Source organism: Streptacidiphilus melanogenes, assembly GCF_000787835.1.
Lineage (GTDB): Bacteria > Actinomycetota > Actinomycetes > Streptomycetales > Streptomycetaceae > Streptacidiphilus > Streptacidiphilus melanogenes.
Genome location: NZ_BBPP01000013.1, coordinates 45,652 through 66,709, shown reverse-complemented (window position 1 = coordinate 66,709; position 21,058 = coordinate 45,652). Strand labels below are relative to the sequence as shown.

The following is a 21,058-nucleotide window of genomic DNA, read 5'->3' as shown; positions in this document are numbered from 1 at the left end:
GTCACGCACAGCGCAGCCACGGCCGCGGCCACCGCCGTGCCCGCGGCGGCACGGCGTGCGCGCCTGCGGCGTCGGCCCGCGCGCAGCACGGCGGCGAGCGGCGGGGTGCTCGGCGGAAGGCGGCGCGCGCCGGCGTCGAGAGCCCGGCGCACCGTGGCCTCCAGCCGCGGCTCCACGAGGTCGTCCTGACGGTCGTTCATCTCTCGGCTCCCAGACCGGTCAGTGCGAATTCCTCGAGCTCGGGAAGGTCCCGCAGCTTGGCCAGGGCCCGGGAGGCCTGGCTCTTGACCGTGCCGACCGAGCAGCCGAGCAGCTCGGCGACCTCCTCGGCCGACAAGTCCTCCCAGTACCGCAGGACCACGACCGTCCGCTGCCGCTCGGGCAGCGTGGCGAGCAGCGAGACCAGCAGGTCCCGCTCCGCGACGTCGCCCTGTCCGGCGTCGGCGGCCGCCGGGCGGTCCGGCACGAAGGGCATGAGCAGGTGGGCGACCCGGCGCCGGCGGTGACGGCTGCGGTTGTTGTTCACCAACGCCCGCCGCACGTAGGCGTCGGTCGTCTCCGCACGCAGGCCGCGCCAGTGCGGGTACACCTTGGCGAGTGTCACCTGCACGAGGTCCTCGGCCTCGTGGAAGTCGCCGGTGAGCAGATAGGCGGTGCGCACCAGGGCGGTCCAGCGGGCGGCGACGAAGGAGCTGAAGTCGCCCCAGCCCTCGTCGCCGCCGCGCCGTCCCCCGATCGCCGCCGCCGTGCCGTTCTGCACGCGTGCCTGTCCCCGTTTCCTCCGTGACGCCCGTGACCGGCCGTCACGCCCTCTGTCTCGCCCGGTACGGCCCGGCGGACGGTCGCCGAGCCTCCGTCAGTGCCAGTCGGTCTCGTGGCTGAGCCGCTTGCCGCCGGCGGTGAACGTGTCCACGCTCCGGATGTACTGGCCCTTGCTGATCGGGATGGCGAAGGCGTTGAACCCGGTTCCCCGCAGATGCACCGATTCCGCGCGGTACTTGTGCCCGTCGGTGAAGGTCAGCACCGCGTAGGCGGCCGGCGGGGCGTCCTCCCCGACGAAGAGCCGGTAGCCGGACGTGCCCTTCTCGGTCAGACCCCACAGTCCCTCGCCGAGCACGGGCTGCGCCGGGCCGGTCACGCCGTCGCAGTCCGCCCACGGGCCGCCCTGGTGGTCGATGCGCACGCCGCCCAGGTACATCCGCTCGCACAGCAGTCCGGTGTACTTCGGGGTCGGGACGCCGGGCGGAGGCGTGGGCACCTGGTAGCCGCGGGGCAGGTGGCGGTAGTACTCCAGCTCGACCTTCCAGGTGACGTGGCCCATCCGGCCCTGGCCGACGAGCACGCTCGACACATCCGACCGGGCGGACGCGGCGGAGTTCGCCGGGTTCGCGGTCTTCGCGGTCTTCGCGGCCGGGGCGGCCGCCTTCGGCTTCGCGGGCGGGGCGGTGGAGCCCGCCGCGGCGGAGGCGGAGGCGACGCCCGACAGGGCGATCCCGGTGGCCGCGGCCGCCGCGACACCGGCCCCCGCGAGCACCTTCCAACGGGTCCGCTCGGTCTGTGTGGCAGACACAGGACTCCTCACATCGTTTCGAGAATCGGTAGGGGAAGGAGCCCCCCGGCTCCCTCCCGCCCTCTCTACTCCGTGGCACCGCAGGAGGGTTGCACGGGATCGGCGACAATGGGCCGCACTCGGTGAATCGAGAGACGGGGGCCGGACATGGCGGGCGCAAAGGACACCGACTGGCGTCTGACCGAGGACGTGGAGCAGTTCCGCGCCGCGGCCGACGCCCACCTCGCCGCCGACCCGGCGGCCAACACCGTCCTGCTGACGGTCAGTGAGACGGTGCGACGACGCGGGCCGTTCGCCTTCGACGCCGACCGGCCCGCACGGTTCGGCTGGCGGTCCGGGCCGGACGGGAAGGCCGTCGCCGCCTTCGTGGAGACGCCGCCGCACGGGCCGCTGCTGAGCGTGATGGACACGGAGTCCGCGCGGGCGCTCGCCGGGACGCTCGGGCCGGTTCCGACGGTGATCGGCGAGGACGCCACCGTACGCGCCTACGCGGCCGCCACCGGCCGGGGCTGGCGTGTGTTGCGTGCCGAACGCCTGTTCCGGCTCGGCGAGGTGACCGACCCTGGGTCGCCGCCGGCCGGCGTGGCCCGGCTCGCGAGGGAGGCCGACCTGCCGCTGCTGGAGGGCTGGTTCACCGACTTCGCCGCCTTCATCGGGGAGCAGCAGCGGAACTTCCACGTCGCCGATCGTGTGGCGGACGGGCGCTTGCTGCTCTGGCAGGACGAGACGGGCCGCCCGGTCTCCATGGTCGGCTGGTCGGCGCGGGTCGCCGGACAGGTCCGGGTCGCTCCGGTCTACACGCCCGCCGAGCTGCGCGGCCGGGGCTACGCGGGAGCGGTCGTGACGCAGGCGAGCCGGGAGCTGCAGCGGTCCGGAGCGGAGCAGGTGCTGCTCTTCACGGACCTGGCCAACCCGACCAGCAACGCCCTCTACCAGCGGATCGGCTACCGCCCGCTCGGGGACCACACGGTGGTGGAGTTCACCGCCCCCTAGGACGAGCCGCGTCTACGGCACCCCTGTACGGCGCGAGCACGGCGTGCAGCGCGTCGCGGCGGCGTTCCGGCAGAGTGGCGCGGTGGTCGAGGGACCAGAGCAGCCCGGCGCCCGTCACCGCCGCCTGGACCGTCGCGGTCAGCGCGGTGACGTCCACCCCGGGCCGCAGGTCACCGCGGTCGACCGCCTCGGCGAGCAGCGCAGCCGTGGCCCGGTCCTGGGCCCGGTGCGCGGCGAGCGCGTGGGCGCGGGCCTCGGCGTCCGCGAGGTCCACGCAGAGGAACGCGAGGTGGTTGGCGTACTCCTGCGGAGTCAGCTCGGCCGCCCACAGCCCCGCGACCAGCGCGTCCAGCGCGGCCAGCGGGGAGTCGTGCTCCGCGCGGGCGCGAGCCGTGCCCGCGTCGACCCCGGCGACCGTGCGCGCGGAGAGCGCCAGCAGCAGGCCGCGCTTCGAGCCGAACCGCTGGACCAGCGTGGCCGGAACGAGACCCACCTCCGCCGCGATCAGAGCCAGCGTCAGCCCGGCCGGTCCGGTGCGCCCCATGACACGGGCGGCGGCGTCCAGGATCGCCGAGTCGTCGATGCTGCGCGGCCGCCCCGCCACCATGCCGCTCCCGTCCGTCGTCCGCCGATAAGTGAATGGCTGTTCATTTATCAAAGCAGCACGACGCCCGTGTCGCCAATCGTGTCGTCCGCCCCGGCCGCCGGGCTGCTGTTAGCGTGACGGACATGCGCATCGTCATCGCCGGCGGCCATGGCCAGATCGCCCTCCTTCTCTCCCGCGAGCTCGCCCGTCGCGGCGACCTGGCGGTCGGTCTCATCCGCAAGCCCGAGCAGGCCGACGACCTGCGCGCGGCGGGAGCGGAGCCCGTCGTGCTGGACCTGGAGCAGTCCTCCGTCGAGCAGGTCGCCGAGGTGCTGCGCGCCCAGGCAGCCGACGCGGCCCTCTTCGCGGCCGGAGCCGGGCCCGGCAGCAGCGCGGAACGCAAGTACACCGTCGACCGCGACGGCTCGGTGAAGCTGGCCGCCGCCGCGGAGCAGGCGGGTGTCCGCCGGTTCCTCCAGATCTCCACCATGGGCGCGGGTTCCCCGCCCAGGCCCGGCACCGACGAGGTCTGGGCCGCCTACATCGACGCCAAGACCCAGGCCGAGGACGACCTGCGCCCCCGCTCGCTCGACTGGACGGTGCTGCGTCCCGGCCGCCTGCTGGACACCCCGGGCACCGGCCTGGTCGCCCTCTCCCCGCCCCCGCTGGCCGCGGGCGGCGTGCCGAGGGCGGACGTGGCGCTGGTACTGGCCGAGTTGCTGCGCTCGGGCGCGGGCGGCGGCAGCATTCTGGAGCTCACGAGCGGCGAGACGCCCGCCGCGGACGCGGTGCGGGCGCTGAGCTGAGCGTCCGGGTTCGCGGACGCTCGCGCGAACGGCCCGCGGGTTCTCGCGGCGCTGGCTGTCGGCGTCTTCTGGTAGGACTTGAGGAGCGATGGCCCACTCCGACGTCCCCGAACCCGCCGAAAGCCCGGCGAGCGAACAGCTCGAACTGATCCGGACCGAGCTGCGGCGTGCCAAGGCGCGGCCGAAGCCCAAGCCCATGGCGGAGGGGCTGCCGGTCGCGCGGGTCGTCGTCGACAAGGGCCTGTCGCATCTCGACCAGTACTTCGACTACGCCGTCCCGGCCCGCCTCGACGAGGCCGCGCAGCCGGGGGTGCGGGTGCGGGTCCGCTTCGGCGGACGCGTCGTCAAGGGACAGGGGCGGCGCGAGGGCGGCAAGCTCGTCGACGGGTTCGTCGTCGAGCGCCTCGCGGCCAGCGACTTCGCCGGTCCGCTGGCCCCGCTCGCCCAGGTGCTCTCGCCCGAGCGCGTGCTCTCCCCGGAACTGCTGCGGCTCTGCCGCGCCGTCGCGGACCGCTATGCGGGCACGCTCGCCGACGTGCTCCAACTCGCCGTCCCGCCCAAGCACAACAAGCCGGAGTCCGAGCCGAAGCCGGGGACCCCCGCCGACGTCGCCGCGCCCGAGCCCGGCGGCTGGACCCGCTACGCCGACGGCCCGTCGTACCTGCGCGCGCTCGCCGACGGCGAGTCGCCGCGCGCCGCCTGGACCGCGCTGCCCGGGCCCGGCTGGCCGGACGAGCTTGCCCGCGCGGTCGTGGCCGCCCTCGCGTCCGGTCGCGGCGCGCTCGTGGTGCTGCCCGACGGACGCGCCGTCGCGCGCGTGGACGCGGCACTCGACGCGCTGCTCGGCCCCGGGCGGCACGTCGCGCTCACCGCCGAGCTGGGCGCGGAGGAGCGGTACCGGCGCTGGCTCGCGGTCAGCAGGGGCGCGGTCAGGGCCGTCGTCGGCACGCGCGCGGCGATGTTCGCCCCCGTCACCGATCTCGGCCTGCTGGCGATCTGGGACGACGGCGACTCCTCGCACAGCGAGCCGCACGCCCCCCAACCGCACGCACGCGACGTGCTGCTGCTGCGCGCGGCGGAGGCCGGCGCGGCGGCGCTCGTCGGCGGCTTCGCCGTCACCGTCGAGGCCGCCCAGCTGCTGCGCACCGGTTGGGCCCGCCCGCTCGCCGCCGGGCGCGAGGAGGTGCGCCGTGCCGCGCCGCTGGTGCGGACCGTCGGCGACCACGACCAGGCCGGCGACGTGGCCGCGCTCGCCGCGCGCCTGCCCTCGCTGGCCTGGCGGGTCGCCCGCGACGCGCTCGCCCACGGCCCGGTCCTCGTCCAGGTCCCGCGCCGCGGCTACGTGCCCCGCCTCGCCTGCGGCCGCTGCCGCGAACAGGCGCGCTGCGCCCACTGTGCCGGCCCGCTGGAGGCCCCCGACGCGTCCGGCCCGCTGGTCTGCACGTGGTGCGGTCGCCCCGAGGCCGACTGGCACTGCCGCGAGTGCGGCAGCTTCAAGCTGCGCGCGCAGGTCTTCGGTGCGCGGCGGACCGCCGACGAGCTCGGACGGGCCTTCCCCTCCGTGCCGGTGCGCACCTCCGGCCGCGACGGTGTGCTGGTGACGGTGTCCGGCGCCCCTGCGCTGGTCGTCGCCACGCCGGGCGCCGAGCCCGTCGCCGAGGGCGGCTATGCCGCCGCGCTGCTGCTGGACGCGTGGGTCCTGCTGGGCCGACCCGACCTGCGCGCCGGCGAGGAGGCGCTGCGCCGCTGGTTGAGCGCGTCCGCGCTGGTCCGCGGCGCGGCGGAGGGCGGCACGGTCGCGATCGTCGCGGAGCCCAGCCTGCGCCCGGTCCAGGCGCTGGTCCGCTGGGACCCGGCCGGCTACGCCGGGATGGAGCTCGCGGAGCGAGCGGAGCTCGGTTTCCCGCCCGTCTCCCGCATGGCCGCGGTCAGCGGCGCGCCCGCCGCGGTCCAGGACCTCCTCGACCTCGCCCGCCTCCCCGAGGGCACGGACCTCCTCGGTCCTGTCGCCGTCCCCGTCCCGCGCGGGGAGGATCGCGTCGACCGCATGCTCCTCCGCGTCGCCCCGGGCCGCGGCGCAGCCCTGGCCACCGCGCTCAAGGCCGCGCAGGCGGCCCGCCTTGCCCGCGGCAAGTCCGATCCCGTCCGCGTCCGCATCGACCCCCCGGACATCGGCTGAGACGCTCACAGGAGGAGAGGACTCTGCAGGCGAGATGCCATGCACTCTCCAGGGGCGCAGGGAACCGCGCGAAGAACCACCCGGTGCGGACGGCCCCGCTCGTTCGGCGCGCCACGTGGGTGGGTGGCTTGTCGCGCAGTTCCCCGCGCCCCTGAGGAGGCGCAACAACAGGCCGGCGCGTCGGTGACCGCTACCGCGGGTAGCCGCGGGAGGGGGCGGGGAGTGCGGGGCCGCGGCGGGCGGAGGGGATGGGGGCGCGGAGGGAGGAGGGCTGCGGGGCCGGGGGCCCCGCGTGCTGTTGGGGCAGCGGCACCTCTCCCGCCGACGGGAGCCCGGGCGTCTCGGCGACGATCTCGCCGTCCTCCAGCGGAGCGCGCTGCGGGCCGGGCTGCAGACCCTGCCCGGTGCCGTCAGGCACATTGCGGCGGACGCCGTACCGCCGGTGGACCGCCTGCTTGGTCACGCCGAGCGCCGAGCCCACGGCGTCCCAGGAGAAGCCGAGCGAACGGTCGAACTCCACCGCGGCCGCGACCAGCCCCTCCACGCTGTCGCGCAGCTCCTGGGCAAGCCGGACGGTCGGCGCGGGCGCCCGCCCGTAGACCACGAAGCCCGCGGCGGTCGTGGGGCGGCGCGGCCGGTAGACGTTGCCCAGCTGGGCGGTCAGCGTGCGCAGCGCGTCCACCTGGCGGCGCACCCGCTCGATGTCGCGGACCAGCAGGTGGAGGCTGGCTCGGGCACGGGCGTCGTGCGTGGCGTGTTCGACCATGTCGTGTGTGCCTCTCGGACGGCGGTGGGCGGACCGCGAGGGGGAGGGTTCCGGCGGTCAATCTCCTTTGACCAACGCCCGAAGTGTCGGATCGGTCACGATGGGGGCGTGCGGGAGGGCGCACAGGAGGTCGCACGGGGCTCGTGCTGCCCGCACGCAACGCGCGAGTGAGCCCCTGCCCAGGCCCTCTAGACTTGATCCTCCGAGCATTCGAGGCATCTTGTGGTACCAGTGCACGGCCGCGCGCGGGCCCGCCGCCATTGGGGGAGGCGCGGCGCGGCCACCCTGCACGCACCCACCCTGACGACGGGAGTCCGCGCCGTGGCGATCCAGCCGATCCGTATCTTCGGCGATCCGGTGCTGCGCATGAAGGCGCAGCCGGTCACCACCTTCGACAAGGAGCTGCGGAACCTCGTCCGGGACCTGACCGAGACGATGAAGGACGCCCCGGGCTCCGGCCTGGCGGCCCCTCAGATCGGCGTCTCGCTGCGGGTGTTCACCTACCACGTGGACGGCGAGCTGGGTCACCTGGTCAACCCGACGCTCGACCTCACCGACGAGCAGCAGGACGGCGAGGAGGGCTGCCTCTCGCTGCCCGGCCTGAGCTTCGACACCCGCCGGTCCTTCGGCGTCGTCGCGAAGGGCTTCACCATGCACGGCGACCCGGTGACGGTCGAGGGAACGCAGCTGCTCGCCCGCTGCATCCAGCACGAGACCGACCACCTCGACGGGATCATCTTCATCGACCGGCTGGACCGGGAGCAGCGCAAGGCCGCGATGAAGGCGATCCGCGACGCGGACTGGGGCGGTGAGCCGGCCCCCCAGGTGCGGGTCTCCCCGCACAGCACCTTCGGCCGCGCGTTCTGAGACCTCGCGGCCGCAGTCCCGAGCCGCAGCACCGTTCCCCGCAGCCAGAGAAAGGCACTGGTACTCGCATGAAGTTGGTCTTCGCCGGCACCCCCGAGGTCGCGCTTCCGTCGCTGGACGCGCTGATCGCCTCGCGCCACGAGGTGGTCGCCGTGGTCACCCGCCCCGACGCGCCCGCCGGCCGCGGCCGCAGGCTGGTCGCCAGTCCGGTCGCGCAGCGCGCGGAGGAGGCGGGCATCGAGGTGCTGAAGCCCGCGAAGCCGCGGGACCCGGAGTTCCTGGAGCGCCTCGCCGAGATCGCCCCCGACTGCTGCCCCGTCGTCGCCTACGGCGCGCTGCTGCCGAAGGCCGCGCTGGAGGTCCCGGCGCGCGGGTGGGTCAACCTCCATTTCTCGCTGCTGCCCGCGTGGCGTGGCGCGGCGCCGGTCCAGCACGCGGTGCTGGCCGGTGACGAGGTCACCGGCGCGTCGACCTTCCTCATCGAGCAGGGCCTCGACTCCGGTCCGGTCTACGGCACGGTGACGGAGGAGGTCCGCACCACCGACACCAGCGGTGATCTGCTCGGCCGGCTCGCGGACTCCGGCGCGCGGCTGCTGGTCGCCACCATGGACGGCATCGAGGAGGGCACGCTGGAGGCCCGTCCCCAGCCGGCCGACGGGATCACCGTCGCGCCCAAGATCACCGTCGAGGACGCGCGCATCGACTGGACCGCGCCCGCGCTCCGCGTCGACCGCGTCGTCCGCGGCTGCGCGCCCGCGCCGGGCGCGTGGACGGAGTTCCGCGGCGAACGCCTGAAGGTGGGCTCGGTGCGCCCGATCGTGGGCCGATCGGAGCTGGCGCCGGGTGAGGTGGCCGTGCAGAAGAACACGGTCCGTGTGGGCACCGGCTCGTACGAGGTGGAACTGGGCGAGGTGCAGCCGCAGGGCAAGAAGCGGATGCCCGCCGGCGACTGGGCCCGCGGCGCCCGCGTCGAGCCCGGCGAGCAGCTCACGTAGCTCCGCGCGGGACCTCGCCCCCACCTCAGGGGCGTGGGGCTGAGCCGATGTGCGGCTCCGCCGCGTGGGCGCGGGCGACCACCCTGTGCGGATGGCCCTGCGCGTTCAGGACCATCCGCTCATCGGTGGCTTGTCGCGCAGTTCCCCGCGCCCCTGAGGTTGCTGCCTGGTAGCTCGCCTGCAGATGACCGCGCCCTCGGGGTCGGGCAAGCGGGCGTCAGCCCGAGCAGGCGCCGTCGCGCTTGGTGCCGGTGAGGTCGCCGCAGGCGAGGAAGCCGTGGCCGCGGAGGGCGGAGAGGGCCGGCCGGAAGTCCTCCTCCTTGATCGCGGTCTCGCCCGCGTTGCGGACCCGCAGCAGGACCAGGCTGCCCTGCTTCACCGGCTTGTTGCGGAACTGGATGTCCCAGAAGTTCGGGCCCTGGTTCTGTCCCGGAGCGCTGGCGTGCGGGTCGCCCCCCGGCTGGTCCTGCCCCTGGTTGATCGGCTCGTCGTAGAGGACGCCCCAGGAGATCTCCCGGGCCGGGCGGCGGCTGCGCCAGAACAGACCCGCCCCCGTGGTGATCGCCGCGACGAGCAGTGCCCCCAGCACTCCGCGGCTGTCGATGAACGTGTTGACGGTGTCCAAGGCCGAAGCCAGCTGCATCATGCACATCCCCCGGATACGTCATCCGGAAGTCTCCTACCGCCGCGCGGCGGAGGGATGGGCTCCAGGTAGCCGAAGGGTGAACCGTCAACAAGCGGAGCGTCAGGAGCCACACACTCCTGGCATTCCGTCAGTAAGGCGCTCCGCCACCCATGCGGCATGATGGGCACTACGCACAGGAACCGCCCACCGTGGATCCGGATCCGTGCATAGCAACCGTCAGCACCTTCAGGCACAGAGGTAGAGCCGAACCATGAGCAGCCCCGGCCCCGCATCCCGTCCGTCGACGGCGAAGAAGCGCCCCTACCGCAAGCCGGCGCAGGATCCCGCCCGCCGGCTCGCCTTCGACGCCCTGCGGGCCGTCGACGAGCGTGACGCCTACGCCAACCTGGTCCTTCCGGCGCTGCTGCGCAAGGCCGAGCAGGACGTGAACTTCACCCGCCGCGACGCCGCCTTCGCCACCGAGCTGGTCTACGGGACGCTGCGCATGCGCGGCAGCTACGACGCGATCATCGCCGCCTGCGTGGACCGCCCGCTCGGCAAGATCGACCCGCCGGTCCTCGACGTCATCTCGCTCGGCGCGCACCAGCTGCTGGCCACGCGCATCCCCACCCACGCCGCGGTCTCCGCCACCGTCGACCTCGCGCGCACGGTGCTGACCGACGGCCCGGCGAAGTTCGTCAACGCGGTGCTGCGCAAGATCTCCCAGCACGACCTGGACACCTGGCTGGAGAAGGTCGCCCCGCCGTACGAGGAGGACGCCGAGGACCACCTGGGCGTGCTCTTCTCGCATCCGCGCTGGGTGGTCTCCGCGCTGTGGGACGCGCTCGGCGTCTGGCAGCCGGAGGCGGCCGGCCGCACCGCGATGGAGGAGCTGCTCGCCGCCGACAACGACCGCCCCGCGGTGACCCTGGTCGCCCGTCCGGGCCGCTCGACCGTCGAGGAGCTGCGGTCCGCGCTCGACGAGGACGCGACCGAGGCGGGCCGCTGGTCCCCGTACGCGGTCCGGCTGGCCGAGGGCGGCGACCCGGCCGATCTGCGGGCGGTGCGCGAGAACCGCGCGGGCGTCCAGGACGAGGGCAGCCAAATGGTTGCCGCGGCGCTCGCCGCCGCGCCGCTGGAGGGCCGCGACTCCGTCTGGCTCGACGGCTGCGCCGGACCCGGCGGCAAGGCCGCCCTGCTCGGCGCGCTCGCGGCGGAGCGCGGCGCGGCCCTGGTCGCCTCCGAGGCCCAGCCCCACCGCGCCCGCCTGGTGGCCCGCGCGCTGGAGGGCAACCCCGGCCCCTACGCGGTGATCACCGCGGACGGCACGCGCCCGGCATGGAAGGCCGGCAGCTTCGACCGCGTGCTGGTCGACGTCCCCTGCTCCGGCCTCGGTGCGCTGCGCCGCCGCCCGGAGGCGCGGTGGCGACGTCGGCCCGCCGACGTCGCCAACTTCGCCCCTCTTCAGCGGGGTCTGCTGCGCAGCGCGATCGACGCGACGCGGCCCGGCGGCGTCGTCGGCTACGCGACGTGCTCCCCGCATCTCGCGGAGACCCGCGTCGTCGTCCAGGACGTCCTGAAGGGCCGCGAGGACGTCGAGTGGATCGACGCCCGTGAGACCCTCCCCGGCGTCCCGCACCTGGGCGACGGCCCGGACATCCAGCTGTGGCCGCACCTGCACGGCACGGACGCGATGTACCTCGCGCTGCTGCGCAAGCGCTGAGGGAACCCGCCCGAGGGGATGGCCCTGTCCGCTCGGGACCTCATCGACCTGGGTGGCTTGTCGCGCAGTTCCCCGCCCCCTGGGGGGGTGAGGCATGATGACAAGCAATCCGTCGCCGTGATCGACTCGAAAGTGCGTGAGATGCCCCAGATCTGTCCCAGCATCCTGTCCGCCGACTTCGCCCGGCTCGCCGAGGAGGCGGAGGCGGTCCGGGGTGCGGACTGGCTGCACGTGGACGTGATGGACAACCACTTCGTGCCGAACCTGACCCTCGGTCTGCCGGTGGTCGAGTCGCTGAGCAAGGCCACGGACATCCCGCTCGACTGCCACCTGATGATCGAGAACCCGGACCGCTGGGCTCCGCAGTACGCCGAGGCGGGGGCCGGGTCCGTGACGTTCCACGTCGAGGCCGCGGCCGCGCCGGTCCGGCTGGCGCGGGACCTGCGGGCGCTCGGGGCGCGTGCGTCGATGGCGCTGCGGCCGGCCACGCCGATCGAGCCGTACGAGGACCTGCTGCCCGAGCTGGACATGCTGCTGATCATGACCGTGGAGCCGGGCTTCGGCGGGCAGGCGTTCCTGGACATCATGCTGCCGAAGATCCGCCGGACCCGGCAGCTGATCGACAAGCACGGGCTGCAGCTGTGGCTGCAGGTCGACGGCGGGGTGTCCGCCTCCACGATCGAGCGGTGCGCGGACGCCGGGGCGGACGTGTTCGTGGCGGGCTCGGCCGTCTACGGCGCGGACGATCCGGCGGCGGCCGTCGCGGCGCTGCGGTCGCAGGCGCGGGAGGCCACGGAGAAGGCGCCCTGGGTGCGCAAGCTGTGAATCGTTCCTCGTTCGGGACCCGCCTTTTCGCTAGTGTTGTAGATAATCACAAGGCCATATGGATGATCCTCCAAGGTGCGGTCGGTTTTCCGGCCGCCGCCTTGTAGCGTCGTGCCATGAACCGCGCGGATCCGGACCGTAGGCTGAAGGCATGCGGTTCCTGAATCCGGTCACCGGCGAGCTGGACGCCCGTCCCTCTGCTCCCTACGACCTCACGTACGACGACGTCTTCATGATCCCCAGCCGTTCGGCGGTGGGGTCGCGGCAGGCGGTCGACCTGTCCAGCAACGACGGCACCGGGACGACGATCCCGCTGGTCGTCGCCAACATGACCGCCGTGGCCGGCCGACGGATGGCCGAGACGGTGGCCCGGCGCGGCGGCATCGTCGCGATCCCGCAGGACATTCCGATCGAGGTCGTCTCCGAGGTCGTCGGCTGGGTCAAGCAGCGCCACCTGGTGCACGACACCGCCGTGACGCTCGCGCCCGGCGCGACCGTCGCCGACGCGTTCTCGCTGCTGCACAAGCGCGCCCACGGCGCGATCGTCGTGGTCGAGGACGGCAAGCCGGTCGGCGTGGTCAGCGAGGCCGACCTCAAGGGTGTGGACCGCTTCACCAGCCTCGCCGCCGTGATGAGCAAGGAGCTGCTGCTCCTCGAGGAGAGCGTCGACCCGCGCGAGGCGTTCGAGAAGCTCTCCGCAGGTCACCGCAAGCTCGCTCCCGTCGTCGACGGCCGGGGCGACCTCGTCGGCATCCTCACCCGGAAGGGCGCGCTGCGCGCGACCCTCTACAACCCGGCCGTGGACGCGGGCGGCAGGCTGCGGATCGCCGCCACCGTCGGCATCAACGGCGACGTGGCCGGCAAGGCCAAGGCGCTGCTGGAGGCCGGTGCGGACGTGCTGGTCGTGGACACCGCCCACGGCCACCAGGAGTCGATGATCAACGCGCTGCAGGCCGTGCGCGGGCTGGATCCGCAGGTGCCGATCGTGGCGGGCAACGTCGTCGCCCCGGAGGGCGTGCGCGACCTGGTCGAGGCGGGCGCGGACATCCTCAAGGTCGGTGTCGGCCCCGGTGCCATGTGCACCACCCGGATGATGACCGGCGTCGGCCGCCCGCAGTTCTCCGCCGTGCTGGAGTGCGCGGCCGAGGCCCGCAGGCTCGGCAAGCACGTCTGGGCCGACGGCGGCGTGCGCCACCCGCGCGACGTGGCGATGGCGCTGGCCGCGGGTGCGTCCAACGTCATGATCGGCTCCTGGTTCGCCGGCACCTACGAGTCGCCCGGCGACCTGCAGACGGCCCCCGACGGCCGCCAGTACAAGGAGAGCTTCGGCATGGCCTCCGCGCGCGCCGTGCGCAACCGCACCGCCGAGGAGTCCAACTACGACCGCGCCCGCAAGGCGCTGTTCGAGGAGGGCATCTCCACCTCCAGGATGTACCTGGACCCAGCCCGACCCGGCGTCGAGGACCTGATCGACTCGATCGTCGCGGGTGTCCGCTCCTCCTGCACCTACGCCGGTGCGGACTCGCTGGAGGACTTCCACCGCAAGGCCGTGGTGGGCGTCCAGAGCGCGGCCGGCTTCGCCGAGGGCAAGCCGCTGCACGCCAGCTGGTGACGTCCGGTCGGTGACGTTCAGCTGATCATCGCCGTCTGCCTGCTCGCCTCCCGCAGGTCGCGCACGTCGCGCAGCGGGGTGAGCAGGCAGCGGCTCATCATGCCGGTGGAGCGGTCGAGCGCGGCCGCGGCGGCCGCGTAGGCCTCCGGCTTTCCGCGCAGCTCCCACAGCATGCGGGCCGACGCCCAGGCCGCGTCGCGTGCGGCGTCGATGCTCCACGCGTCCAGCAGGTGCAGCAGCGGGTCGGCGACGTCCAGCTCCGGCGGCAGTGTCAGCAGTTCGTCGCGGACCTGCTGCTCCACGCCCGCCAGCAGGTCGTTGACGCGGTGGAAGTCGGCCTCCAGCTCCTGCGGTGGGCAGTCGAGGCTGCGGCAGGAGTCGACGACCGAGAGCGGCAGGTCGTGCTCGATGTGGCTGTTCATGCCCGCCAGGGCGAACTGCACCGGGCGGATGCCCGGGTGCAGCCGCAGGTCCAGCAGCGGCCGCCAGCAGGCGGGCGGCGCGTCCGCGCCCAGCGCGCCCAGGAAGCGGTCCGCGAACAGGGTGTCCAACCGGGCGACGTCGACGGGCGAGCCGAAGTAGCCGTCCTCGCCGAGGCGTTGCACCAGGGCGTCGGTGACCTGGAGGTAGACGCCGCCGAACACCCCGACGCCGTCGCCGGGCGGCAGCCCTGACACGGCGTCACCGAGCCGCGCCGCCACGACGGCGACGGCATCGGCGGGCGCGGTGCTCAGCTCCATGCCGCCAGCATCGCAGCGCGCCCCCACCTGCGGCGATCCGCCGCGCGGGTGGATCACAACGCGCCCGCGTCCCGCGCCGACCACACCGACGGGTAGACCGGACGCCAGCCCAACCCCTCCCGGAGCGAGAGGTTGGAGGCGATGCCGTTCCACGGGTCGGGGTCGACGGCGTCGGCGTTGGCCGACGGGAAGGCGGTGCCGTTCAGGTGGTGGATGTCCCAGGCGGTGACGGGCGCGTCGTCGGACGCGTTGTAGCTCCGGCCCTCGATGCCGGGCGTGCGCAGGGCGCGGAAGAGAGCCTGGGCGACGTCCGCGTGGTGGACCATCTGGAGCCGCCGGTGGGCCGGCCAGTCGGCGATGAAGCGCCCCGCGCCCGGGAGGTGCGGGTCGCCCTCGCCGTAGACGAAGGCCAGACGCACGATCACCAGGCGCAGGTCCGCGACGGCGGCGAGTCCGGCCTCGGCCTCCGCCTTGGAGCGCGGGTAGACGCCCCAGACGGACTCGGGCGCCGGTTGGTCCTCGGGGACGGCCGGACGGCCCCGGCCCGCGCCGTAGACCAGGTTGGTGCTCGCCTGGACGAAGCGGCGGACGCCTGCCGCCGCGGCCTCCCGGCCGAGCGCGACCGCCGCGTCGCGGTTGACCGCCCAGGCCTCCTCGTCCGGCACACCGCGGAAGGCGGCCGCCACGTTCACCACGTCGTCCACGCCCTTCAGGGCGCGCTTGCGGTCGTCGGCCTCGCGCAGGTCGCCCAGCACGGCCTCCGCGCCGAGCCCGGTGCAATGCCGCGCGCTCTCCTCGCCACGCACCAGCACCCGCACCGTCTCGTCCGGTCGGACCCACTGCAGCAGGCGCGGCACGAACCGCCGTCCGACCTGCCCCGTCGCGCCCGTCACCAGAATCGTCGTCATGGTTCTGCTCCGTCGTTCGGCTGTCTCGGGCCTTGTGGCCCGATGACGACCACTCTTCCGCCGGTGCGCCCCGGGCGGGAGAGACCTGCCGATCGGGGGACCGGCGATCCCTGGCTACCCACGGCGCAGGAGGGCAGGCTGGGAGGCATGGACCGACCCGTGGACCGCCCCGCACTCGCCGACTTCCTGCGCCGAAGCAGGGAGCGGCTGAACACCGCCGACGTGGGCCTGCCGGACGGCGCCCGCCGTCGCACGCCGGGACTGCGTCGCGAGGAGGTGGCCGGGCTCGCCGGGATGTCGGTGGACTACTACACGCGCCTGGAGCAGCAGCGTGGACCGCGTCCCTCACCGCAGCTGCTCGCGGCGCTGGCCCGCGCCCTGCGGCTGGGCGACGACGAGCGGGACCACCTCTTCCACCTGTCCGGCCAGCAGCCGCCGCAGCACCACCACGTCGCGGACCACGTCCGTCCCGGGCTGCTGCTGATCCTGGACCGGCTCTGGGACACCCCGGCGCAGATCATCTCCGACCTCGGCGACGTGCTGGTGCAGAACCCGATGTCGCGGGCGCTGTGGGGTGACGCGAACGGGCGGCCGCCCGAGCAGCGCAACCTCATCCGCCGCTGGTTCACCGACACCGCCGCCCGCGCGGTGATGCCCGCCGAGGACCACGAGCGGCTCGGCCGCTCCCACGTCGCGCATCTGCGCGCCGTCGCAGCCGCCCGCCCGGAGGACCGCCGCGCGGAGCGGCTGGTGGCGGAGCTGTTGGCGCGGTCGCCCGAGTTCGCCGCCTACTGGGCCGAGCACGATGTCGGCCTGCGGCGCAGCGACGTGAAGCGCATCGTGCATCCGGTGGTGGGCCTGCTGGAGCTCTCCTGCGAGGTGCTGGTCACCGACGGCGGCGAGCAGCGGCTGCTCGTCTACACCGCCGAGCCCGGCAGCGTCACCGCGGAACGGCTGGAGCTGCTGCGCGTGGTCGGCCTCCAGGACCTGGGCACGCGGGACTCGGTGACCCGCTGACCGGCCTCGGCGGCGCGCCGAGACCCGCCGGCCCGGGCCCGGAGACACGGGCGAGCCGGAGTAGGGGGCAGGGCCGAGAGGCCGACTACCCTGTCCACCACGGCGGGCGGACATCCCGCACGTCTGCACCCTCGCCGGACCGAGCGCGCCGGACCCCTGGACCCCTGAACCCCTGGACCCCTGGACACAGTCTCATGACCACCGCGGTCGTCGTCGGCGGCGGGCCCAACGGGCTCGCCGCGGCTGCCCTGTTGGCCAGGGCAGGCCTCCAGGTCACCCTGCTCGAAGCCGCGGCGGAGGTCGGTGGCGGCACGCGCAGCGAGGAGGCCCTGTTGCCCGGCCTGCTGCACGACCACTGCTCGGCCGTCCATCCCCTCGCCATCGGCTCGCCCGCCCTGCGAGCCCTCGAGCTGGACCGGCACGGGCTCCGGTGGCTGCTGCCGGAGGTCGACTGCGTCCACCCGCTCGACGACGGCACGGCCGGGGTGCTGCTGCGGTCGGTGGCCGGGACCGCCCGCGGGCTCGGGGCGGACGCGGGGCGCTACCGCGCGCTGCTGGGGCCGTCGGTGCGGCGCTGGGACGCCCTCGCAGGCGACGTGATGGGTCCGCTGCTGCGCGTCCCCGACCACCCGCTGCCGCTCGCGCGGTTCGGACCGCCGACGCTCCTGCCGGCCGAGGTCCTGGCGCGCCTGTTCCGCACCCCGCAGGCGCGGGCGCTGTGGGGCGGCGTCGCCGCTCATGCGTTCCGCCCGCTGTCCGAGCCGCTGAGCTCGGCGATCGGGCTCGGCATCCTCACCGCAGGACACGCGTCGGGCTGGGCCGTCGCAGAAGGCGGATCGGGTGCCATCGCCCGCGCGTTGGAGCGCGCCCTGCGCGCTCACGGCGGTGAGGTCCGCACAGGCGTGCGCGTCACCGACCGCGCTTCCCTCCCCCGGGCGGACGTGACCCTGCTCGACCTCGACCCCGGTCAGGTCGCCGCGCTCTACGGCGACCTGCTGCCGGCGCGTGTGCGCACCGCGTACCGGCGGTTCCGCCGCGGCCCCGGCGCGTTCAAGCTCGATCTCGCGGTCGAGGGCGGTGTGCCGTGGACCGCGGCGGCCGCGCGCCGCGCGGGCACCGTCCACCTCGGCGGCACGTTCGCCGAAGTCGCCCACGCGGAAAGGGAGGTGGCGGCCGGGCGGATGCCGGACCGTCCGTTCACGCTGGTGGGCCAGCAGTACCTCGCGGACCCGTCGCGCTCGGTGGGCGGCGTGCACCCGGTGTGGACGTACGCGCACGTGCCGCACGGCTACGACGGGGACGCGACGGAGGCGATACTGCGGCAGTTGGAGCGGTTCGCGCCCGGGGTGCGCGACCGGATCGTGGGCCTGCGCGCCACCCGGCCCGCGGACTTCGCCGCGACCAACCCCAACTTCGGCGGCGGGGACATCCTCACGGGCGCGAAGTCGCCGCTGCGGTTGCTGCTCGGGCCGCGTGCGGCGCTCGACCCGTACGCCACCGGCATCCCCGGCGTCTTCCTCTGCTCCGCCGCCACCCCACCCGGCCCGGGCGCCCACGGCATGTGCGGCGCCGGCGCGGCCAAGGCCGCCCTGCGCCACCTGGCGACTCCCCGGCGCCTGTAGGGCGGTGGGCAACCCCCTGCCGGGCCGGGGAGGTTCGCCCGACCTCCGGTTGTCACGCCGTCGGGCACAGCCGGGCGCGCCGGGCACGGGAAGGTGCGGCCGCGACGGGATGCGGGCGATGGTCCCCGCCCGTGGACGGGAGCCTCGGCATGGAGGCCGTGCGCGGCGGAGCTCCGGCGGAGCGCCGAGGCGTCGGCGGGCACCCGGGTGGCGCGCCTACTCGGTTGCCAGATCCGCCAAGTAGGCGTCCAGCAGGGCCCGCTGGCGCTCCGGGGGGAACTCGGCCGGGGCGAAGAGGGCCTGGACCACCAGGCCGAGGACGAAGCTCTGGGCCGCGCCTGCGAGGTCCTCCGGGGTGCGGTCGGTGCGGAGTTCGCCGCGGTCCTGGGCGGCGGCCGCGAAGGCGGCCATGCGGGTGCGGGCGCGGCGGTAGCGCGCGGCGTGGTCTCCGGCGAGCTCGGGATCGGCGAGGGCCGCGTCCCAGGAGCTGACCCAGATACGGGAGCCCGCCGCGCTCTCGGGAGTGAGCGGCAGGATGTCCAGCAGCGCCGCGCGCAGCGCGGGCAGGCCCTCGGCGTCGGGGCCCGCGGCCTCGGTGTGGGGACGCGGACGGGCCGCGTGGGCCTCGTCGAGCAGGTCCAGCGCGTAGCGCAACAGCGCGCGCTTGCTGGGGAAGTAGTGCGTGAGCAGGCCCGTCGTCGCGCCCAGTTCGCCCGCGACCGCGCGCAGGGTCAGCCCGGCGAAGCCGCGTTCGGTCAGGACGCGCCAGACGGCCGCGGAGACCTCGGCGCGGCGGGCTTCGTGGTCACCGCGGGCGGGAGTCATGGCGACAGCGTACATACCCAACGCTTGTTATGTACTATCGGCCCCGTCGTCCTCCCTTCGAAGACAGGACCGCCCGTGTACGCCGTCGCCCTCGCCCCCGATGCCGAACTCCGCCCGCTGGATCCGTGGCAGGCGGAGGAGTTCCTCGCCCACATCGACCGCGCGCGGGAGGGGATCGACCCGTTCATCCCGTTCGCGGCACGCAACACCGACCTCGAATCGGCCCGCGCGACGCTCCAGGGCTACGCCGACCGGCAGGCCCAGGACACGGGCCGGATCTACGGCATCTGGCTCGACGGCACGCTCGTCGGCGGCGTGATGTTCGTACGCTTCGATGCGGCGGCGGGCAACTGCGAGATCGGCGTCTGGTCCGAGCCGGCCGGCCAGGGGCGCGGCCTGGTGACCGCCGCCGTGCGGCGCCTGCTCGCCTACGCCTTCGAGGAGCGCGGCATGTACCGGGCGGAGTGGTGGAGCAGCACCCGCAACGAGCGCAGCCGGGCTGTCGCCCAGCGCCTGGGCATGACGCTCGACGGGACGCTGCGGCAGTACTACCCGCACAACGGCGTCCGCCACGACAAGGAGATCTGGTCGATGCTCGCCTCGGAGTGGCCCGACGCCCCGCGCTCCTGACGTCCCGGGGGCCGCCCCCGGGGCTGACCCCCTGGGGCGGCCCTCCGCCGCTACGCCGTCGCCTCCGCCGCCGCGCGCCCCGCCGCGCGGCCCGAGAAGAGGCAGCCGCCCAGGAACGTCCCCTCCAGCGCGTTGTAGCCGTGGACGCCGCCGCCGCCGAAGCCTGCCACCTCGCCCGCCGCGTACAGGCCGGGCACCGGCGCGCCGTCGGCGCCGAGCGCGCGGGAGGAGAGGTCGGTCTGGATGCCGCCGAGCGTCTTGCGGGTCAGCACGTGCAGCTTGACGCCGATCAGCGGCCCGGCGGCCGGGTCGAGCAGGCGGTGCGGGGCGACGGTGCGCCCGAGGCGGTCGCCCAGGTAGCGGCGGGAGTTGCGGATGCCCTGCACCTGGGCGTCCTTGCTGAACGGGTTGGCCACCTGCAGGTCCCGCGACTCGATCTGACGGCGGATCACCGACGGGTCCAGCAACGGCTTCTCCGTCAGCGCGTTCATCTTCGCGACCAGCTCCTCCAGCCCGGCCGCGACGACGAAGTCCGCGCCGTGCTGCTTGAAGGCCTCGACCGGCGCGGGGGCGCCCTTGCCGAGCAGGCGTTCGCGCAGGAAGGCGCGGCGGTCCTTGGCGGTGATGTCCGGGTTCTGCTCGGAGCCGGAGAGGGCGAACTCCTTCTCGATGATCCGCTGCGTGAGGACGAACCACGAGTGGTCGTGCTCGGCCAGCTCCGGCGCGGTGCGCAGGTGGCGCAGCGTGCCGAGGGTGTCGTAGCCGGGCAGGTACGGCGACGGGAGGCGGCGGCCGAGCGCGTCGAACCACATCGAGGACGGGCCGGGCAGGATCCGGATGCCGTGGCCGGGCCAGATCGGGTTCCAGTTCTGGATGCCCTCGGTGTAGTGCCACATCCGGTCGCGGTTGACCAGGCGCGCCCCGGCGCGCTCGCCGATCTCCAGCCCCCGGCCGTCGACGTAGGCCGGCACGCCGGTCACCATGTTCGCCGGGGCGGTGCCCAGCCGCTCGGGCCAGAAGCGGCGCACCAGCTCGTGGTTGGCGCCGATCCCGCCGGTGGTCAGGATGACGGCCTGCGCGGTCAGTTCGAAGTCCGCGACCTCCTCGCGGCTGCTGGCCACGCCACGGGCGGAGTCGTCCGCTGCCAGCACCCGCCCGCGCACGCCGGTGACGACCCCGTCGGTGGTCACGACTTCGTCCACCCGGTGCCGGTGATGGAACGTCAGCCGTCCTGCCGCGGCCGCCTGCCGGGCGTAGCGGACGAAGGGCTCGACCACGCCGGTGCCGGTGCCCCAGGCGACGTGGAAGCGCGGCACCGAGTTGCCGTGGCCCTCGGCGCGCAGGTCGCCGCGCTCGGCCCAGCCGACGGTGGGGAGGAAGGAGATGCCGTGCCGCTCCAGCCAGGAGCGCTTCTCGCCCGCCGCGAACTCCACGTAGGCGCGGGCCCAGCGGGCGCCCCAGGCGTCCTCGTCCTCGGCGCGGTCGAACTGCGCGCTGCCCTGCCAGTCGCCCCAGGCGAGCTCGAAGGAGTCCTTGACGCCCATCCGGCGCTGCTCGGGGGAGTCGACCAGGAACAGGCCGCCGAAGGACCAGAACGCCTGGCCGCCCAGGTTGGCCGCGTTCTCCTGGTCGACCAGCGCCACCTTCCGTCCCCGGGAGACGAGTTCGTGCGCGGCGGTGAGACCGGCCAGGCCGGCCCCGACGATGATGACGTCAGCGTCCATGGTTACAGGTCCTCGGTGGGGGTCGTGGCGGGGTCTGTTCCGGTG

Annotated in this window: 21 protein-coding genes; 11 read left to right on the top strand and 10 right to left on the bottom strand. The window is 74.6% G+C overall.

What is annotated here, in order from left to right; all coding sequences use genetic code 11:
- The 3 genes from TR49_RS43880 to TR49_RS43875 all read right to left on the bottom strand — a co-directional run.
- Positions 1-200, bottom strand: a 200-nt coding sequence (locus tag TR49_RS43880; protein ID WP_042382468.1) for a hypothetical protein, incomplete at its 3' end; no start/stop codon positions are given.
- Positions 197-760: a SigE family RNA polymerase sigma factor gene (locus tag TR49_RS16615; protein ID WP_236653398.1), complete on the bottom strand. Its 564-nt coding sequence runs from the start codon at positions 758-760 to the stop codon at positions 197-199. The genes TR49_RS16615 and TR49_RS43880, both read right to left, overlap by 4 nt.
- Positions 761-856: 96 nt before the next feature.
- Positions 857-1,570: a hypothetical protein gene (locus TR49_RS43875; RefSeq protein WP_042382467.1), complete on the bottom strand. Its 714-nt coding sequence runs from the start codon at positions 1,568-1,570 to the stop codon at positions 857-859.
- Between the two features lie 147 nt (positions 1,571-1,717).
- Between TR49_RS43875 and TR49_RS16605 the strand changes: the two genes are divergently transcribed.
- A complete protein-coding gene (locus TR49_RS16605; protein WP_042382465.1) occupies positions 1,718-2,563 on the top strand; it encodes a GNAT family N-acetyltransferase in 846 nt (281 codons plus the stop codon).
- Here the strand turns inward: TR49_RS16605 and TR49_RS16600 are convergent.
- On the bottom strand, positions 2,550-3,170 hold the full coding sequence (locus tag TR49_RS16600; RefSeq protein WP_042382464.1) for a TetR/AcrR family transcriptional regulator: 621 nt from the start codon (positions 3,168-3,170) through the stop codon (positions 2,550-2,552). The genes TR49_RS16605 and TR49_RS16600 overlap by 14 nt on opposite strands.
- Before the next feature lie 122 nt (positions 3,171-3,292).
- Here TR49_RS16600 and TR49_RS16595 point away from each other — a divergent pair, with 122 nt between their 5' ends.
- A complete protein-coding gene (locus TR49_RS16595) occupies positions 3,293-3,955 on the top strand; it encodes an NAD(P)H-binding protein (protein ID WP_042382462.1) in 663 nt (220 codons plus the stop codon).
- A gap of 88 nt (positions 3,956-4,043) precedes the next feature.
- Positions 4,044-6,134: a primosomal protein N' gene (locus tag TR49_RS16590; RefSeq protein WP_042382460.1), complete on the top strand. Its 2,091-nt coding sequence runs from the start codon at positions 4,044-4,046 to the stop codon at positions 6,132-6,134.
- A gap of 190 nt (positions 6,135-6,324) precedes the next feature.
- On the opposite strand, the gene TR49_RS45630 is transcribed toward TR49_RS16590, so the two are convergent.
- The gene (locus TR49_RS45630) at positions 6,325-6,900 is read right to left on the bottom strand and encodes a hypothetical protein (protein WP_042382458.1); all 576 of its coding nucleotides are present in this window, start codon (positions 6,898-6,900) and stop codon (positions 6,325-6,327) included.
- Positions 6,901-7,221: 321 nt separating this feature from the next.
- Here TR49_RS45630 and def point away from each other — a divergent pair, with 321 nt between their 5' ends.
- The gene (def, locus tag TR49_RS16580) at positions 7,222-7,767 is read left to right on the top strand and encodes a peptide deformylase (RefSeq protein WP_042375159.1); all 546 of its coding nucleotides are present in this window, start codon (positions 7,222-7,224) and stop codon (positions 7,765-7,767) included.
- 68 nt (positions 7,768-7,835) lie between these two features.
- The gene (gene fmt / locus TR49_RS16575) at positions 7,836-8,762 is read left to right on the top strand and encodes a methionyl-tRNA formyltransferase (RefSeq protein WP_042382457.1); all 927 of its coding nucleotides are present in this window, start codon (positions 7,836-7,838) and stop codon (positions 8,760-8,762) included.
- Between the two features lie 217 nt (positions 8,763-8,979).
- Here fmt and TR49_RS16570 read toward each other — a convergent pair whose 3' ends face one another.
- A complete protein-coding gene (locus TR49_RS16570; protein WP_152627306.1) occupies positions 8,980-9,408 on the bottom strand; it encodes a hypothetical protein in 429 nt (142 codons plus the stop codon).
- A 250-nt stretch (positions 9,409-9,658) separates the two neighbouring features.
- Between TR49_RS16570 and TR49_RS16565 the strand changes: the two genes are divergently transcribed.
- From TR49_RS16565 to TR49_RS16555, 3 genes are all read left to right on the top strand, one after another.
- The gene (locus tag TR49_RS16565) at positions 9,659-11,110 is read left to right on the top strand and encodes an RsmB/NOP family class I SAM-dependent RNA methyltransferase (protein WP_042382454.1); all 1,452 of its coding nucleotides are present in this window, start codon (positions 9,659-9,661) and stop codon (positions 11,108-11,110) included.
- Between the two features lie 141 nt (positions 11,111-11,251).
- Positions 11,252-11,935 carry a ribulose-phosphate 3-epimerase gene (gene rpe, locus TR49_RS16560; RefSeq protein ID WP_042382453.1) on the top strand — a complete coding sequence of 228 codons (684 nt, stop codon included), beginning with the start codon at positions 11,252-11,254 and terminating at the stop codon, positions 11,933-11,935.
- Between the two features lie 151 nt (positions 11,936-12,086).
- Complete coding sequence (locus TR49_RS16555; RefSeq protein WP_042382452.1) at positions 12,087-13,547, top strand: GuaB1 family IMP dehydrogenase-related protein; 1,461 nt, start codon at positions 12,087-12,089, stop codon at positions 13,545-13,547.
- Between the two features lie 17 nt (positions 13,548-13,564).
- Here the strand turns inward: TR49_RS16555 and TR49_RS16550 are convergent, their stop codons facing one another.
- Both TR49_RS16550 and TR49_RS16545 read right to left on the bottom strand, forming a co-directional pair.
- Entirely contained in the window at positions 13,565-14,287 is a 723-nt protein-coding gene (locus tag TR49_RS16550) for a DUF5995 family protein (protein WP_042382451.1), read from the bottom strand.
- Between the two features lie 53 nt (positions 14,288-14,340).
- On the bottom strand, positions 14,341-15,195 hold the full coding sequence (locus TR49_RS16545) for an NAD-dependent epimerase/dehydratase family protein (RefSeq protein WP_042382450.1): 855 nt from the start codon (positions 15,193-15,195) through the stop codon (positions 14,341-14,343).
- A gap of 159 nt (positions 15,196-15,354) precedes the next feature.
- Between TR49_RS16545 and TR49_RS16540 the strand changes: the two genes are divergently transcribed.
- Positions 15,355-16,212: a helix-turn-helix transcriptional regulator gene (locus TR49_RS16540; protein WP_042382629.1), complete on the top strand. Its 858-nt coding sequence runs from the start codon at positions 15,355-15,357 to the stop codon at positions 16,210-16,212.
- A 194-nt stretch (positions 16,213-16,406) separates the two neighbouring features.
- The gene (locus TR49_RS16535) at positions 16,407-17,834 is read left to right on the top strand and encodes a phytoene desaturase family protein (protein ID WP_042382449.1); all 1,428 of its coding nucleotides are present in this window, start codon (positions 16,407-16,409) and stop codon (positions 17,832-17,834) included.
- A gap of 216 nt (positions 17,835-18,050) precedes the next feature.
- Here the strand turns inward: TR49_RS16535 and TR49_RS16530 are convergent, their stop codons facing one another.
- Positions 18,051-18,659: a TetR/AcrR family transcriptional regulator gene (locus TR49_RS16530; protein ID WP_042382627.1), complete on the bottom strand. Its 609-nt coding sequence runs from the start codon at positions 18,657-18,659 to the stop codon at positions 18,051-18,053.
- Between the two features lie 75 nt (positions 18,660-18,734).
- Here TR49_RS16530 and TR49_RS16525 point away from each other — a divergent pair, with 75 nt between their 5' ends.
- Positions 18,735-19,289 (top strand): GNAT family N-acetyltransferase, encoded by a 555-nt coding sequence (locus tag TR49_RS16525; RefSeq protein WP_042382447.1) that lies wholly within the window; start codon positions 18,735-18,737, stop codon positions 19,287-19,289.
- A gap of 50 nt (positions 19,290-19,339) precedes the next feature.
- Here TR49_RS16525 and TR49_RS16520 read toward each other — a convergent pair whose 3' ends face one another.
- Positions 19,340-21,013 carry an FAD-binding dehydrogenase gene (locus TR49_RS16520; RefSeq protein ID WP_042382445.1) on the bottom strand — a complete coding sequence of 558 codons (1,674 nt, stop codon included), beginning with the start codon at positions 21,011-21,013 and terminating at the stop codon, positions 19,340-19,342.
- Between the last annotated feature and the right edge of the window lie 45 nt (positions 21,014-21,058).